This is a genomic window from Actinopolyspora sp. BKK2, from assembly GCF_011291845.1.
GTDB lineage: Bacteria > Actinomycetota > Actinomycetes > Mycobacteriales > Pseudonocardiaceae > Actinopolyspora > Actinopolyspora saharensis.
The window spans coordinates 658,482-673,540 of the sequence record NZ_JAANTE010000001.1; the positions used below are offsets into that span (position 1 = coordinate 658,482).

Genomic DNA, 15,059 nt, shown 5'->3' on the forward strand with positions numbered 1-15,059 from the left:
TCGGACGGCACTCCGCGAGACCGCTGCCCGCGGCGGGACCGGAAGCACCACCGAGCGGAACCGCCGACACGGGGCTGTTTTCCGACGACAGTGGACACCACCACCGCCCACTCCCCGGGCTGTCACCGCATTCGGCGACGTTTCACCGCGGAGTGGGTTCCCCCGCGACAGGCGGGCGAATTCGTGGTGTGATCGGTACTGTGCGACGAGGACGCAACGGGCACCGCTGCGAACCGGACACCTCGCGGATCGGGCTGTGGCGCTGCGAGGTGTGCGGGCAGCAGTGGGAGATCCACGGGGTGGCCGACAACCCCCGCGTGCGCAAGGTCAGCCGCATCGGGTGGTTCCTGGCCAAGCTCTTCGGCTGAAAGCACCGCCCGCACCGCCGACACGCCTTCGACACCGCGCGCCGGAGGCGCTACCCGCGCGGGAACGGCGGCTGCGGCCGCGCCCGCCCGGCTCGCGAAGCCGCCGCGGGGCGGGCCGGATCCGCGCGTCAGCGCCCCAGTTCGTCGAGCCGGTCCAGCATCCGCTGCGCCTGCTCGGCGTGCAGCGCGGATTCCTCGGTGGTGGCCACGGCCAGCACCTGCCGCAGCAGTTGCCTGGCCTCGTCCGTCTCCCCGGTGTTCGACAGCAGCGTGGCGAGCTGAACCCGCACTTCCAGGATGCGTTCCAGTTCCTCGGGCAACAGGCGCAGGTATTCGTTGAGCAGCGAGCGGAGTTCGCGGGCCGCCCGCTGGTTCTCGCCGAGTTCCATGCGGCAGGTGGCGGCCATGACGCGGCATTCCAGCACCGAGGCGGTCGAGGCTCCCGAGTAGTCGTCGAGCTCCGCGAGCAGCACGCTGTACTCCTCCAGCGCGGCGCGGTAGTCGCCGCCGAGGAAGTGGAAGGTCGCGAGGTTGCGCCTGATCTTCGTCCTGCGGTCCGGGGTGAGCTGCTGCCGCAGCGAGCGGTCGACCAGCAGTGAGCGCAGCAGTTCGGCCGCCTGCGTGAACCGTGCCTCGTCGACCAGTTCGTTGGCCCGCTGCTGCTCGGAGCGGATGCGTTCCTCGGCCTCGTGCGGATCGGCGGCGGGCACCTCGCCGGACGGCTCGGTGGATTCGGGCCGACGTCGCGCGGACCGCGGGGCGTGCGGGTGCCGGTAGGGAGCTGTCGGGTCGCCGCCGTCGACGGCGGTCGCGGAGTCCTCCGGCGCGGGCAGGTACGGCAGCAGCCGCCGGTAGACCTCCCCCGCGTCCTCGGGCCGGTCCTGCGGGTTCTTGGCCAGCAGGTCGAGCACGAGCCGTTCCAGGTCCGCCGGAACCGCCGCTCCGCACTCCCGCAGCGGGGTGGGCGAGACGCTCATGTGCTTGTGGACGATCCCGGGCGCGCCGGGGGCTTCGAACACCCGCTCGCCGCTGAGCAGCTCGTGCAGCACGCATCCCAGCGAGTAGAGGTCCCCGGCCGGGGTGGCGGTGTTGTTCATGGCCTGTTCCGGGGCCATGTAGGCCGGGGTTCCCATGCTCTCGCCCGCACGGGTGAGTTTGGTGTAACCGCCTTCCAGCACGGCCGCGATGCCGAAGTCGAGCACTTTGACCGTGCCGCTGTCGGCGATCATCACGTTGCTCGGTTTGAGGTCGCGGTGGATCAGCGAGGCCTCGTGGGCCGAGCTCAGCACGGCGGCGATCTGCGCGGCGATCGAGGCCGACCAGGTCACCGACAGCGGCGCGTGCTCGCCGATGACGTTGACGAGGTCGGTGCCGGAGATCCGCTGCATGACCAGGAACAGCTCGTCGCCCTCGGTGCCGACGTCGTGCACCGCGGGAACACCGGGGTGTTCGACCTTGGCGGTGAGCTGGGCCTCGCGCACGAAGCGCTTGGTCAGATTCTGCGGGTCGTCGGCTTCGGCCAGCTTGGTCGCGGGCAGCAGCTTCACCGCGATCCGCCGGTCCAGCCGCTGGTCGTAGCCGGACCAGACATCGCCCATCGATCCCCGCCCGATCGGCGAGGTCAGCTCGTACCGCCGCGCGATCACCCGGTTGCTGCCCACCGGCTCCTCCTCGTCACCTTCCACCGTCGCACCGCCCCGGTCTCCGCTCCGGCGGGCGCGCCCGGGCGGTACGGAACGCGCGTTCCGTACCGGTTCCGCGGCGGAGATCGCCACCGCCGCGCGGGGTTCCGCCGGATGACCGCCCGAGTCGAGCGGAACCACGGTGTCCCACTGCGCCCCCACGGACAGCTGATCATCCGTATCACCCCGGCCGCCAGCGGTCAAAGCAACAGGTGAGGCACTGCGTTGCCTGGCTGTGCCTCCCGCTGGGCGCCCTCGTGACCGCCCTGCCGGACCCCGCGGCTGCCCGCCCGCGCCCGCGCTCGTGCCCGCGCCCGCGCTCGTGCCCGCGCCTGCGCCTGCGCCCGCGCCTGCGCGACGGCGTCTCCGAACCCAGCGGATTCGCCGCGGACTCGCAGCGCACCGGCTTCCCGTCTGCCGGGGCGGACTCCCCTGGTTTCGGGGTTGCTCCCGGTTACGGACCGCAGCCCCCGACAGCCTCCAGCGACCCCGAAGTCGAGCCGCCGTCCACCCCGCCCCGGAGCCGGAGGCGATGCCGCGGGCTCGGGAACCGCGTGGACCCGTAAGGCTGCGATCCCCCCTCGATCTCGGGTGAGTCGTGCGTTCGGCACAGCTCGCCCGGGACCGAGAGGGAGGTGAGCTTCTCGGTCTACCGGAATTGTGACTTCGGAGCTTCACCCCGCGCGGGGTGTTACACCCGCGCCGAGCCGGGGGTTACGGGCAGAGCGGCGATGGTGGGCCGATAGTGCCCGAGCATGAGCGCCAGGGCTTACCAAGTACACGGCCGGGTTCGCCTAGATCGTGCGTTGCCTGACGCGCGGACTGCACCCGCTCTGACCGGGAGCCGCACGGCTGTGAACCGTGGCCAGGACTTACAGCCCTACCCACGCGCTGCCTGGGGCGCGCGTGGAGGGAAGTCTATTCCGTGCTAGACTCAGCACTGCTTTATTTCTATCTTGGCGGAAGAAATATAGCATGAGCCCCCTGGTCACGATCAGGGGGCTCTTCTTCGTTCACTACCGAGCGTGCACACACGAAAAACACCCCCGGAACGAATCCGAGGGTGCGAAGCTGTTCGGCTGCCGATCGGGCGAACCGGGGCTCAGTCGAATCGGCTGGTCTTCACGGCGGTGAGGAAGGCCGACCACTGCCTGCCGGTAGTGGTGAAGTGCCCGGCAGCACGGTCCTTCGTGTCGCGCACGCCAACGACGTCGGTGGTCACCGCGACCTCGACACAGTTGTTCGCGCCCTGCGAGCGGCTGGACTTCCGCCAGGTCACGCCGGTCAGATCAGCCATGATTACCTACTCCGTGGTCTGGTGTCGCAGCTCCTTGATTCGGCGGTCCAGCATCGTGGCTGTCTCGCGCTCGGACGCCGCCACACGCAGGATATCGAATTGCCCGCTTGCAGGCGACAGCTTCCGCCCGCTGCCGAGTGCGACGGGCTCGTCGGTCGTGAAAGGAATTACCCCAGAATGACGGTGGAGCGTCTGGCCTTCTTGCGCAGGTGTCGAAGCTGATCCCACGACACCTGGTAGTCACCGATCCGCCGGTGCAACGCGGCTTCGTCGTTCACTACCACCCGTGCACACACGAAAAGCACCCTCGGAAACGAATCCGAGGGTGCGAAGCTGTTCGGCTGATGGTCAGTCGAACCTGTTGGCCTTCACGGCGTCGATGAAGGCGGACCACTGCGCGGGGGCCGCTGCGAAATGACCGGCCGCACGGTCTTTGCTGTCACGAACACCAACGGCCTCCGAGGTCACTGCGACCTCGACGCACTGTCCGCCATTTCCGCTGCGCGAGCTTGTCCGCCACGTCGCGCGCGACAGGTCTGCCATTGCCGCCCCTTTCGGAGTCTCGATCTCGCCGAGGTGCATCGTACGGCCCCAGGCTAGCGAGACAGGGCAGGGGCGAACTACGCCGTCAGGGGCTGTCCTGGGGCGATCTCACGCACCAGGTCGACGGACTCGCGCTGTGGCATCGCCGAGGAGCGCAGTTCGTCGAACAAGTTGCGCAGCAACGTCACATCCGAGTTGTCCTCGATCACGTGCCCTCCCAGCGGACTTTCCATATAGGCCACATCGGGGTCTGCGGGTTCGGAGAACTCCAACACGGTGAACCCCGACGTCATGCTGGCGTGCTCGCCAGCCTCGTACGAAACGACCTGGAACATGACGTTGGGCAGATCGGCCATCGTCAACAAGTGTTCCAGCTGCTCACTCCACACTTTCCGACCACCCACCTTGCGCTGCAGGGCCGCCTCACTGATCACAGCACGCAGCTCCAGTGGATTGTCCTTGTCGAACAGACGGCGTTGCCGTTCCATCCGTGCGGCCACGCGCTTCTCGACATCCTCGGGATCGGTGATGTGCCCGCCCGAGGTGTGGATCGCCCGAGCGTAGTCCTCGGTCTGCAACAAGCCGGGGATCAGTTCCTGCTCGAAGTTGCACACCAGGGCAGCGTCCGTTTCCAGCCCCACGTAGGGCTTGAACCACTCGGGGAGCCGGTAGGTCGACCACCAGCTGCGCTTGGAACCTTCCCGGCGCGCGTCCTCCAGAGTCTGCCGAACTTCGTGAGGCGCGTCGTAGAGCTCCAGCAAGGCGGCCAGCTCCATCTTCTTCATGCTGGCCTGGCCCTTTTCCCAGTTACGGATGGTCTGCGGCGAGGCACCCATGTGCTCGCCCACACCGGAGACAGTAAGTCCTGCCTTCTCACGAAGCTCGGAAAGATGCGCGCCCAACCGTCGTCTACGTGCTGTTGGTCCGAGTCCCATAGCCAAGCACTGTAGCCGGTCAGCTGTCTCACGACTATCACCTAAATGAGCTACACAGCTATGTTTTCCAAATCTTGAGTCAAAGATTTCAGTTCGCTACTGTCGCTGGCCGTGAGCACAGCGCAAGCACCACGGCCGATCGGTGCCGTGCAGGCAGGACGGAACCTGGGCCGGGCTGCCGTGGAACAGGGGAACTCCGTGGAGATCAGCGAAGAGACCGGGCGGGTCGTCGTGTCGTGGTTCGTGCCGGAAGGCGACACGCACCAGCACGCCACGTTGGACGCGCTGCCGTCCGAAGGCGGTGCGGTGAACACGCTCGGCGGGCACGACTACGCCGAAGCTCCCCCGTTCCGCGAACGACGCATGAGCCACGTTCGGCCGTTCTGCGAGGACTGCTTCACCGAATACCTGCGGCTGGACCGCGGACAACCGAGCTGGAAAGAGTGAGCGAACGTGACGACCACAGAACGACAGCACTACTGGCTGCCCGTACCGGACCGAACCGGATTCAAGTGGCACCGCCACGCCTTCCGCGGCAAGCACTGGGACGGCCGACCGGCCGACACCTCGGTCTGCGGCCTGCCGTGCGCCATGGCCAAACCCAGCGAACTGGACTGGTTCCAAGCCCCCACCTGCGCCGACTGCACCGAACTCCTGATCACCGAGTACTCGGCGGCGGGAAGCGCCGAACAGTCGGGCACCGGCAGCGCCGAGGGGGAACCGTGACGCGACGGCACCGCGAATCGCAGCGACCACGCGGATACGTGCCCGCATTCTCCGGCGAGTTGTACGACCCCCCGCCGAAACGAACCGCAGTGCCGTACTCGACTCTCGAACGGGTGCTCGCCGGCCTCCGAAGACTCTGACAACCCCCGCGGGAAAACGAACGCGGACAGGCAAGCTCCACATCGTCCCTGGACGAAACGGCCGAACCAGTGGGTGAGAGACCATCTTGCCCGCTGCGAGTCATCTGCTGAACCTCGCGGTTCTCCGCTGGTCCCCGGACGTGCCGACTCGGTGCTGCTCTCCGAACCGGGATCCCCGCAGCCTTACGCAGCGCCGGAACCAGACCGGACGTCCGGGACAGTTCCCCACCGCCGACGCGCTGGCACGGCACACTCGACCGAATCCGGACTCACCGTCACGAACTGAAAGAAGGTATCTCCGCATGAACACACCCGACCTGGACGAACTCACCAGCGCCGACACCGCCGACGGCATCGACCAACACGTCGTCGGCGCCGTCATCGACCACGACGGCACGTTCCTCCTGCTCAAACGCCCCGCCGACGACTTCCGCGGCGGCACCTGGGAGCTGCCCTCCGGCAAGGTCGAACCCACCGATACCGACCTGTACGCCGCGCTGCACCGCGAAGTCACCGAAGAAACCGGCCTGACCATCTCGACCATCACCGGCTACCTGGGCGCGTTCGACTACACCTCCGGCTCCGGCAAGCACACCCGCCAACACACCTGGACCGTCACCGTGGCCAACCCCGCCGAGCTGCACCTCAGCGAACACGACGAGTCCGCCTGGGTGGTCACCACCGAGCAGCACCCGGTCAGCGCCGAAGTACAACAACTCATCGACGCCCACTTCGCCGGGCCCACCGACTAACCCCGCACCCCGCCTGGCCCTCGCGTGCGGTCTCGAAGACACCTCTGACCAACGACCGTTTGTCGATGCACCGCAGGGCCAGGCGTTCTCACAGGTAACCAGTGTCGAGAACTCGCATCGGAAACAATCTCGGCACCTCTTCATGCTCGATACGAGGCGAGCGCGAATTCCTTCGAGAGATCGTTGACCTGTTCGGTCCGCTACGAACGCCTCGGAATCGAGAACAAGAGAAAAGCCCATCACCAGCGGCTTCGGCAGCGTACCTTCTCCGCCTTGGCCATCAATCCGAGCCACCGGCGCGTGTTTCTGCAGCAGAAGACCCCCGCGGGCAGTAGTGCACCAGCGCCCACGGGCCGCAGGCGCTGGTGACACCGACCTCGCTGTCGTGATGCCTTCAGTAGTTCGCCACCTACGATCGGCTCGCGGTGAGCAGCAGCGGGGTGGTGACCCCGTGCTGAGCGCTGAGCTCGGTGAGGAAGCCGCCCAGCCAACCGAGGGCATCCAGCGACCATTCGGCGAGTGTCCCGTGAAAGGTCGCCCGGTGAAGAGGTGGCCCGTTCCAGAAGCTGTCCTCGAACGGAGGCTGGATCGCCAGTGGATCGTGCTCGGCCGGGGAAAGCGACTCGCACACGAACACGTCTTGGTCCAACCGACCGATCTGCTCCTGCAGATGCGGCGCCGCCGAGGACAGCGACGAAGCCTGACCACTGTCCAGCGTGACCCGCACCGGCGTCCTGGACTGCGGATCACTGTCGCCGAACCATTCGGCGGTGAGCAGCGACGGAATCGGAGCATAGGCCGGACGCGAGGAGACATCGAGGCCGTGGACGGGCAGCAAGATCTGCACTGCTTGCAGGCTCAGGACGCCGAGCCGTGCAGCCGCGTCACCGGCGCAGCGCAAGAACGGCTGCACCGGCATCGGTCGTTCGCCGACCACCGGTTCCATCTCTACCTGAAACCACGCGGCCAGTGGTATCTCCGGAGCAGCAAGCGGGTGATCACATCCCGCATCGTTCATGCCCCACAAGCCTCCAGCGGCCTCGTCAATCCACCCCATGGCAACCGACCTGTCGTGGAAAACGACGTACGGGTCCCGGTCGGAGTTCGGCTCCCTCCACGGATGCGACTCCAGTTCGCCGTACAGCGCCGCGAACATGGTGGCTGCACCCCCGTAGGAATCAGGAGCCACTCCAGGACGAGCTTCCTCACGATTGCCTGTCAATCGGCTCCCCTCTCAGAATTTTCGGCACGCCACATTGCGCGTCATGTACCGTATCCCTCCGTCGTCGATTTCCCAGTTCACGTCGACATCGACATGAACGCGCCACGTGGTCATCGCCGTGCTGGGGCAATTCTTACGTACGGGGACGCGCCTGGCACTTCCACCGCCGGGTTTGAGGTTGCCGTCTGTGTTGCATGCTTTCCGTCGCCACGTGTCGTCCGTGTAGTACTCGTACAGGCACGCCTTCACCGTCGCCGTGCCGTTGCTGCAGGTGCCCTTCTTCCACCAGCCGTGAGCCGACACAGCAACCCCGGTCGATGAGCGATGCGGGTAATCGGCTCCGGTGTAGGGGGCGCATCCGGGTACCTTGGCGCCGTCCCTTTCGGCTCTCGTGGGGGTTTCTGCTTCCTGCCAGGAGTTCAACATGCCACTGGTGAGGGTGCTGGATGGTGCGATGTCGGGGACGGCGTCAGGATCGGGTGACTGGCCGGGCTCAAGGCCGAGGATCTTCGGAGGCACGGGCCCAGGCTCGTCGCTGCTGCCTGTCGCCGCATCAGACACCGGTGCGGGTGCCATTCCTGATGCTTCCTCGGTGGCTGAGGGCGCCGCGGCCATCGCTGGTGGCGTGAACACACTGACCAGTGCAACCGCCGAGACCAGTGCCGTGGACCATCGCCGACGTGCTGATGACGCACCGATCGTTCTTTCCAGAAGCATGCGCTGCTTTTGGTGCATGATCAAAGCTCCCCAGATAGATGGGACTGCCCGTAAGGTGGCGCAACACAGGCGCCCCCACCCCCAGACAGCTCTGCCAGTGCAGCAGAGATCCCCAGCCTGCCTCTGGAAGTGGCGAGAGCACCATCCGCTGATCGTGTGCGATCAACCCGCACAGCGCGTCGATCAATAAAGGTGGTAATTTCTCCAGCACTCAGCCGATATCGAGCTAAGAACAGGGATGCTGAGACAGCAGCACGGGGCCGCCGGTACAAATCGAGCAGTTCGTCCCAGCCGGGACTGTCGAGGACGTGTTGCAGCAGGGTGTTGACGTGCACCAATGCCGACTGGAATGGGTGCAGCGCGAGCGCTGTCCGATCCCACCGTCCCTTTCGGTCGTATCTTGGCTGCACCCGCCTCAGGTCGGTCTTGGGAGCACAAGGCCAACTAGCGTTGTTGGGACTGAATGCCGTGGTTCTGACTGGGCAGAGACACCCGCAGGAGCAAGGTCGCGGTCACTATACCGATAACTCCGCTGAGCCCGGACCAGACGTTCTGTTCAGCGAAGGTGAATATGCCGGTAGCGCCGAACGCAAACAGGACGATCAGCCCACCCAGCCCCGCCAAGCCAACACGCAGTGCATCGCTCCCACCCGAGCGGATCGCGACCCACCCTGTCACGAGGATTGCCTCCACGCCGGTGAATACAGCGGCACACACGAACGCCGACACCCCGGCCCAGCCCAGCGCGATCACCGCGGCCAGGGCCACAACGACAGCGATCCCCGTGGTGGCCAGGCGTGGCCCGCCGAAGAACTCCTCGAACTTCGTAGCCACACTCCGGTGTTGCGTATCAGACACATTTCCGGACGATACCACCGACACAACTCATTGCACCAATAACGCCGAACCGAGGCACCAGAAACTTCGTAGCCTTCTGCCATGTGACGAATTGTTCGACCATAGCTCCCCAAGAACCGAGTGCGGCGACAGAAACGCCGAGGCACCCAGCGACGACCTTCTTGATCTCGTGCTTCACCCCCCATAGGGATGATGACCCCGCCAACTCCTACAAACGTGCCGAACGCTTGCTCCAAGCGAGGTTTCCCGACGACCCCGGTGTGTGGGCGCTCGCCCGGCACGCTGAAGTCAAGGTCGCCGTAGAGATGTTGGACAATCCCCCTGGCGACGAAGTCTTCGTACTCGACCGAGAGGTGTGCGGGCGAGAGCGCAACCTCAGCGACGAGCAATGACGCCGCTCGACGACGAGCGAGCAACCTGCGACCAGCTTTTACCGTTTGTCCTGAAGGCTGGAGCGAGCCTGACTGCCGTCGAACACGACAGCGAACGAGCTCGCTACATGGGAAGGGAGCCGTCGTGACCATTCGTGCCAAGCACTTCGAATTCGAACCGGACAGCACGGTGACCAAGGACCTTCACGAGTCAACTCTGGCAACAGGCAGCGATGTGGAGACGTTCCTGGCGGGACTGCTGGACCCGAATGCGAACGAAGCGATACTGACCCACGAGTCCCGCCCGACGAAGCAGCATCCACTGACGGGCCGGACGACCCCTGACCACTCACTCAGGATCGCTGTTGCTGGTGGCTACGGCTACGCCGAGTACACCGGCCCGGAGCATTGGTGCCAGGCAGTGGGAGATCCGGCCTCGCCGGAGTACCACACCAGCCGTTCGGACACGATGCGTGCCGGAAACGGCCTCTCGTTTCCCACGTTGACACGCCTCGTCACCGAATTCCTGGAGACGGGCGAACTTCCGCAGCTAGTCACATGGCGTGAACAGGCTGCCCCCTCCGTCACTCACCCATCATGATCATCAGCGCGAGTCACCAACACGACTGGCTGCACGGTTACGACGCTGACCAGGTCGATCAGGTCATCAACGCTGTTCTCACGCAGGGCAGTCCGCTTCAGCCGAGCGAGGTCTTCGTTGGTGAGCAGACGGTGACGCTCGAAACGATGGACCTTCCCGAGTACCACGTACGGGTCTGTGTCAACCCGACCGCCGGGTACGCAACGCTGCTGTTCACCGCCTCCGATCTCGACCCGGACCGGATGTGGGTATCGTTCAACTCGAAACCGCCGCTGGAGGATCCCCGCCTGGCCAGCGACATCGACACGGGGCGTTACCACGATCGGTTCACAATCATCCCCGTCGAGCAGGCCCGCACGGCGCTCCGAGAGTTCTGGAGCACCGGAGGCCGACGTCCAGCCTCGGTGACCTGGGTAGCCGCGGACTACTACGGGCGTATCACCGAGCGCATGACCGTTGCCACGTAGCGGTCGGGACCTACCGAATGATCATCAGCGCACTCGTTCATGACCGGTTCCACCACGTCGAGCGCTGGGACGACATCAACCGTGTGATCGATGAGGCCATCGACCGTTCCCTGCCCGGATCGGCGGATGCTCCGCTTCCAGCCGGTGAAGTGGCCCAGTTCTACTGCGCCACCCAGCCCTGGACCGACGAGGTCCTCGAGTGGGCGCCGGACAACTTCCTCCAGCTCGCCGGCAACCCCTCCGCCGGCTACGCTGCGCTGACCTGGGGAGGTTTCCTGGGAGAAGCCACGATGAAAACGTTCGTCTCCTTCAGCACGGACGCTCCGTTGAGCACCCCGGCCCGCCTGGTCATCGATCCTGGCTACCCGCACGACCATGACCCACGCAGCGCGCTCCCCCTCGAACAGGCCCGCACGGCGCTCCGGGAGTTCTGCCGCACAGGCGGCGCACGTCCAGCCTCGGTAACCTGGGTGCGCGGCGATTTCACCGGTGCCATCCTGCAACCGTTGCCGGACGTCGTCGCCTAGAGCGTGACTGCAAATCACCGGGAGGAGTCGGCGGATCCTCTCGTACGGCTCTCGTGAGGAAGGCCCGGCGCGGCGATTTCCCGCGAAATCGCCGCGCCGGCCACCCGCCCCTCAGCGGAGGCGCCTCGCCGCTTCAGGCCACGTCGCGGTGGATCATCTCGTAGGCCCGCCTGCGCGCCAGCCGGATGTAGTCGTCCCGGGCCTCCTGATCGTCCAGGAACTTCTGCAAGAACTTGGTGTTGTCCTCACCGCGTTCGATCACCTTGTCCTCGAACCTGGAGTCGAACACGTCGGCGAAGGTCTCCTCGCTGTTGTTCAACGCCGCCGCCTGCACGTGCCCGTCGGCGATGACCCGCTCCACGTCGGCGAGCATGTCGTGCTCACCGAGGTTGGTGCCGTGCCGCTCGTTGAACTCGGCCAGCAGCTCGGCCAGCGTGACCTTCTCCGGCTCCGCCGCCGCACCCGAGCCGCCGCCGCTGAACCCGGGCAGCACCTGCTCGCCCTCGGGCTCGACGCGCACGTCGTGCTCGCCGGTCTTGCTGATCCGCAGGTGGGTGAGGTCGATCTTTCCGATGTCGACGGAGCCGTCCTCGCCGCGCGGCAGCACGTTGAGCAGGTGCTTGCCGAACAGGTAGAGCCGTTCCAGATCGGTGTCGTAGTACGGGATCACCTGCGCGAGGAAGGCATACATCCGCACGTAGTCCCGCAGCGCTGCCCGGAACTCCTCGGCCTCCTCCGGCTCCTGCCCCTGGTAGTGAACGAACCGCTCCTTGGCCGGTTCGGTGAACCGGTAGAGGTCGGCGTGAGCGCGCTGCCACTGCGCATCGGTGGCGGACTGCTTCTGCGCGGTGTCGTGGGCATCGGCGAAGTTGCGCATCTCCGAGTCCACGAGCAGCGCGTACTGCATCACCCGGTGCTGCGCGGTGTAGAGCAGGTTGGGATCGGTCGGCGGGGTGACCGCCTGCTCGTGGAACTTGCGGAACTCGGCCTGGATGTTCTCGGCGTCGTTGGCCAGGTCGAGCACGAAGATGTCGTCCTGACTCTTGAGCGGGTGGGTGCGGTTGAGCCGCGAGAGCGTCTGCACGGCCGCCACCCCGTTGAGCTGCTTGTCCACGTACATCGTGGTCAACAGCGGCTCGTCGAAACCGGTCTGGTACTTGTCGGCGACCACCAGCAGCCGGTACTCGCGCTGACCGCTGCGCGCGGCGTTGGGATCGTCGGCCCTGGTGTAGCGGAACCAGCTGGTCAACTCGTTCTCACCGAAACCGTTCAGCCCGCTCTCGGTGTACTCCTCCCCGTCGAGGGTGAGGCTGCCCGAGATCGCCACCAGCGAATCGGGCTCGGTGTAGCCGCGGGTCGCGACGTACTCGCGGATGGCCAGGAACAGCCGCACTGCGTGCTCCCGCGAGCGGGTGACCACCATGGCCTTGGCGCGGCCGCCGAGCTGCTTGGCGGTGTGCTCCCGGAAGTGCTCGACGATCAGCTCGGCGCGCTGCTGCATGCTGGTGGGGTGCAGCTCAGCGAAGCGCGCCAGGTGCGCCTTGGCCTTGCGCGCCTCGACCTCCTTGTTCTCGTTGGCCTGCTCGGTGGCCAGCCGATAGTAGGTCTTGTAGGTGACGTAGTTGCGCAGCACGTCGAGGATGAAGCCCTCGTCGATGGCCTGGCGCATCGAGTAGACGTGGAACGGCTCGTAGTTGCCCAGCTCGTTGGGGGTGCCGAACAGTTCCAGCGTCTTGGGCTTCGGCGTGGCGGTGAACGCGAAGTAGGACATGTTCGGGTGCCTGCCGCGCGCCAGCGCCGAGGCGGTCAGCGGGTCGCCGTCCTCGTCGACGTCGTCGCTGCCGAGCTTGAGCAGCACCCGCTTGAGGTCCTTGGAGGAGTCGCCGGACTGCGAGGAGTGCGCCTCGTCCACGATCAGCGCGAAGCGCTGCTGGCCAGTGTTGGCGACCTGGTCGAGCACGTACGGGAAGGTCTGCAGCGTGGTGATGACGATCTTCACCCCGGGGTCGTGCAGCGCCTGGGAGACGTGCGCGGACTTGGAGCCGCCCTTCTTGCCGTCGATCGGCTCGACCACCCCGACGACGTGGTCGAACTGGTTGATCGTGTTCTGCAGCTGCCGGTCGAGCACCGTCCGATCGGTGACCACGACGATCTTGTCGAAGACCTGCTGGTTGGGCCGCAGCCCCGCCCGGACCGCCTCGGGGTCGAGCTCGGCCTCGTCGCCGGGAGTGTGCAGGCTGGACAGCCGGTGGGCGAGCCAGGCGATCGTGTTCGACTTGCCCGAACCGGCCGAGTGCATCACCAGGTAGTTGTTGCCAGGCCCGTGGGTGGCGACGTGCTCGCTCATCCGCAGCACCGCGTCCCACTGGTGATAACGCGGGAAGATCACCTCGCTCTGCTTGGCCTTGGCCTTGCGCGTTCCGGGCTGCTTGGACCTGTCGGTCTGCTCGTGGATGAACCGCCGGATCAGGTCGAGCCAGTTGTCCGGCTGCCAGACCTTCTCCCACAGGTAGGAGGTGCGGTAGCGGCCGGGCGCGGCGGTCGGGTTGCCGCCCCCGCCGGAGACGCCGGGGCCCTCGCTGCCGGTGTTGAACGGCAGGAAGCGAGTGTTCGCGCCCTCCAGCCGCGTGGTCACGAACACCAGCTCCGGATCCACGGCGAAGTGCACCAGCGCGCGCCGGGCGAAGATCGTGTCCGCGGGGTCGCGGTCGTGGCGGTACTGGTGCTTGGCCTGCTCCACGGTCTGGCCGGTGAGATGGTTCTTCAGCTCGGCCGTGGCCACCGGGATGCCGTTGAGCAGCAGCACCAGATCCAGCGAGTCCTTGGGGTTCTTATCGGAGTGGTGCAGCTGGCGCACCACGGTGAGCCGGTTGGCGCGGTACTCGGCCAGCGCGTCGGCGGCCACGGTGTGCGCGGGGCGGAAGTAGGCGAGCTTGAGCAGCACCCCCTTGTCCTTGACACCGTGCCGCAGCACGTCCAACGCGCCCCGCTGGTCGATGGCCTCGGCCAACCGCTTGCCGAAGGCGCGCTGCGCCTCGTCCGGATCGGGGTAGAACGCGCGCAGCCGCTCCCACTCGCGGGGCTGGGTGTCGCCGAGGAAGGTGAACACCTCGGACATGTCCAACCCCATGTCGGCGCGGTAGGTCTCCGGCGAGCCCCTGAGCCATCCGGAGTCGAGTAAGGCCTGTTCGATCGCCGTCTCGAAAGCGGCCTCGCCGTGCGGTGCGTTCATACCTTCCCCACAGTCCTGGTCGAGTGGACCTTCCCGAGCGCCACGCGGCGAACGAGCGGCGGTCCCGGTCCCGCCTTCCGGTCCGTTGTCCTCATCGGTCGGCCCGCGCGGTGGGCTCGCTGCCCGCGGTGCCTTCCAGCTGCCACCGATCGCACGGGCCACGAGCGGTAAGCCCGCCATCCTCCCGCGACAGTGGCCCCGGGCCATCCTCCGAACGGAGCAGCGTCACGCCCGCAGATCCGAGGTGGCCCGCCCCGCCGTCGTCACATCCAGCTGCCCCGTTACAGCGGCGGTGATGAGCGCCTGCTTGCGCTCGGCGAGGAGGTCGAGCTGTCGGCTTGACTTACTCGATAGCTGTTCAGCCTCGGAGCGGTGTTTTTCCGCCTCAGTCGAAACACACTTCTGCTCATCGATCCCCTTTAGAGGAAGAGGAAAGTCAAGCACTTTACTGCTACTCGTTGTCGCAATTCCCACCTTACTGGAGGTGTGAGAAAAATAACGCCTGCCGTGAATGGAAGCCAAGACCACGGACAAGTAGTCAGGAACCAGATAATCGACGCTAGGCCTGATGGCAAAGACATGGTTCTGATGGATCATACCCGGAACCTCACCACGCCATAC

17 protein-coding genes are annotated in these 15,059 nt (G+C 66.2%); 7 read left to right on the forward strand and 10 right to left on the reverse strand.

Annotated elements, in window-relative coordinates; translation table 11 throughout:
• The first annotated feature begins 200 nt into the window (after window positions 1–200).
• Window positions 201–368 (forward strand): hypothetical protein, encoded by a 168-nt coding sequence (locus G9Q41_RS02915; RefSeq protein WP_165631346.1) that lies wholly within the window; start codon window positions 201–203, stop codon window positions 366–368.
• Window positions 369–496: 128 nt separating this feature from the next.
• On the opposite strand, the gene G9Q41_RS02920 is transcribed toward G9Q41_RS02915, so the two are convergent.
• The 5 genes from G9Q41_RS02920 to G9Q41_RS02940 all read right to left on the reverse strand — a co-directional run bounded on the left by G9Q41_RS02920 (window position 497) and on the right by G9Q41_RS02940 (window position 4,825).
• A complete protein-coding gene (locus G9Q41_RS02920; RefSeq protein ID WP_165631345.1) occupies window positions 497–2,254 on the reverse strand; it encodes a serine/threonine-protein kinase in 1,758 nt (585 codons plus the stop codon).
• An 898-nt stretch (window positions 2,255–3,152) separates the two neighbouring features.
• On the reverse strand, window positions 3,153–3,347 hold the full coding sequence (locus tag G9Q41_RS02925) for a DUF397 domain-containing protein (protein ID WP_092521201.1): 195 nt from the start codon (window positions 3,345–3,347) through the stop codon (window positions 3,153–3,155).
• Between the two features lie 167 nt (window positions 3,348–3,514).
• The gene (locus G9Q41_RS21730; protein WP_242687018.1) at window positions 3,515–3,625 is read right to left on the reverse strand and encodes a Scr1 family TA system antitoxin-like transcriptional regulator; all 111 of its coding nucleotides are present in this window, start codon (window positions 3,623–3,625) and stop codon (window positions 3,515–3,517) included.
• Between the two features lie 70 nt (window positions 3,626–3,695).
• A complete protein-coding gene (locus G9Q41_RS02935; protein ID WP_092521200.1) occupies window positions 3,696–3,890 on the reverse strand; it encodes a DUF397 domain-containing protein in 195 nt (64 codons plus the stop codon).
• A 77-nt stretch (window positions 3,891–3,967) separates the two neighbouring features.
• Window positions 3,968–4,825: a helix-turn-helix transcriptional regulator gene (locus G9Q41_RS02940; protein WP_092521199.1), complete on the reverse strand. Its 858-nt coding sequence runs from the start codon at window positions 4,823–4,825 to the stop codon at window positions 3,968–3,970.
• A gap of 111 nt (window positions 4,826–4,936) precedes the next feature.
• Here G9Q41_RS02940 and G9Q41_RS02945 point away from each other — a divergent pair, with 111 nt between their 5' ends.
• The 3 genes from G9Q41_RS02945 to G9Q41_RS02955 all read left to right on the forward strand — a co-directional run bounded on the left by G9Q41_RS02945 (window position 4,937) and on the right by G9Q41_RS02955 (window position 6,443).
• Complete coding sequence (locus G9Q41_RS02945) at window positions 4,937–5,272, forward strand: hypothetical protein (RefSeq protein ID WP_242687019.1); 336 nt, start codon at window positions 4,937–4,939, stop codon at window positions 5,270–5,272.
• Window positions 5,273–5,278: 6 nt separating this feature from the next.
• The gene (locus G9Q41_RS02950; protein WP_165631344.1) at window positions 5,279–5,551 is read left to right on the forward strand and encodes a hypothetical protein; all 273 of its coding nucleotides are present in this window, start codon (window positions 5,279–5,281) and stop codon (window positions 5,549–5,551) included.
• Between the two features lie 442 nt (window positions 5,552–5,993).
• The gene (locus tag G9Q41_RS02955; protein ID WP_165631343.1) at window positions 5,994–6,443 is read left to right on the forward strand and encodes an NUDIX domain-containing protein; all 450 of its coding nucleotides are present in this window, start codon (window positions 5,994–5,996) and stop codon (window positions 6,441–6,443) included.
• Between the two features lie 409 nt (window positions 6,444–6,852).
• On the opposite strand, the gene G9Q41_RS02960 is transcribed toward G9Q41_RS02955, so the two are convergent.
• The 3 genes from G9Q41_RS02960 to G9Q41_RS02970 all read right to left on the reverse strand — a co-directional run bounded on the left by G9Q41_RS02960 (window position 6,853) and on the right by G9Q41_RS02970 (window position 9,240).
• A complete protein-coding gene (locus G9Q41_RS02960; protein ID WP_207630381.1) occupies window positions 6,853–7,599 on the reverse strand; it encodes a hypothetical protein in 747 nt (248 codons plus the stop codon).
• Window positions 7,600–7,677: 78 nt separating this feature from the next.
• Window positions 7,678–8,400 (reverse strand): hypothetical protein, encoded by a 723-nt coding sequence (locus G9Q41_RS21450; protein WP_207630380.1) that lies wholly within the window; start codon window positions 8,398–8,400, stop codon window positions 7,678–7,680.
• A 426-nt stretch (window positions 8,401–8,826) separates the two neighbouring features.
• Window positions 8,827–9,240, reverse strand: a complete 414-nt coding sequence (locus G9Q41_RS02970; protein ID WP_245695595.1) for a hypothetical protein — start codon at window positions 9,238–9,240, stop codon at window positions 8,827–8,829.
• A gap of 516 nt (window positions 9,241–9,756) precedes the next feature.
• Between G9Q41_RS02970 and G9Q41_RS02975 the strand changes: the two genes are divergently transcribed.
• From G9Q41_RS02975 to G9Q41_RS02985, 3 genes are read left to right on the forward strand one after another with little or no spacing between them, the layout of a single operon-like run.
• Window positions 9,757–10,212, forward strand: coding sequence for an Imm1 family immunity protein (locus tag G9Q41_RS02975; RefSeq protein WP_165631342.1), 456 nt, complete (start codon window positions 9,757–9,759; stop codon window positions 10,210–10,212).
• Window positions 10,209–10,679 (forward strand): Imm1 family immunity protein, encoded by a 471-nt coding sequence (locus tag G9Q41_RS02980; protein ID WP_165631341.1) that lies wholly within the window; start codon window positions 10,209–10,211, stop codon window positions 10,677–10,679. The genes G9Q41_RS02975 and G9Q41_RS02980 overlap by 4 nt, the downstream gene beginning before the upstream one ends.
• 17 nt (window positions 10,680–10,696) lie before the next feature.
• Complete coding sequence (locus tag G9Q41_RS02985; RefSeq protein ID WP_165631340.1) at window positions 10,697–11,206, forward strand: Imm1 family immunity protein; 510 nt, start codon at window positions 10,697–10,699, stop codon at window positions 11,204–11,206.
• 133 nt (window positions 11,207–11,339) lie between these two features.
• On the opposite strand, the gene G9Q41_RS02990 is transcribed toward G9Q41_RS02985, so the two are convergent.
• Together G9Q41_RS02990 and G9Q41_RS02995 are read right to left on the reverse strand one after the other, a co-directional pair.
• Window positions 11,340–14,438, reverse strand: coding sequence for a type I restriction endonuclease (locus tag G9Q41_RS02990; RefSeq protein WP_165631339.1), 3,099 nt, complete (start codon window positions 14,436–14,438; stop codon window positions 11,340–11,342).
• A gap of 225 nt (window positions 14,439–14,663) precedes the next feature.
• Window positions 14,664–15,035 carry a hypothetical protein gene (locus G9Q41_RS02995; protein ID WP_165631338.1) on the reverse strand — a complete coding sequence of 124 codons (372 nt, stop codon included), beginning with the start codon at window positions 15,033–15,035 and terminating at the stop codon, window positions 14,664–14,666.
• Window positions 15,036–15,059: the final 24 nt, after the last annotated feature.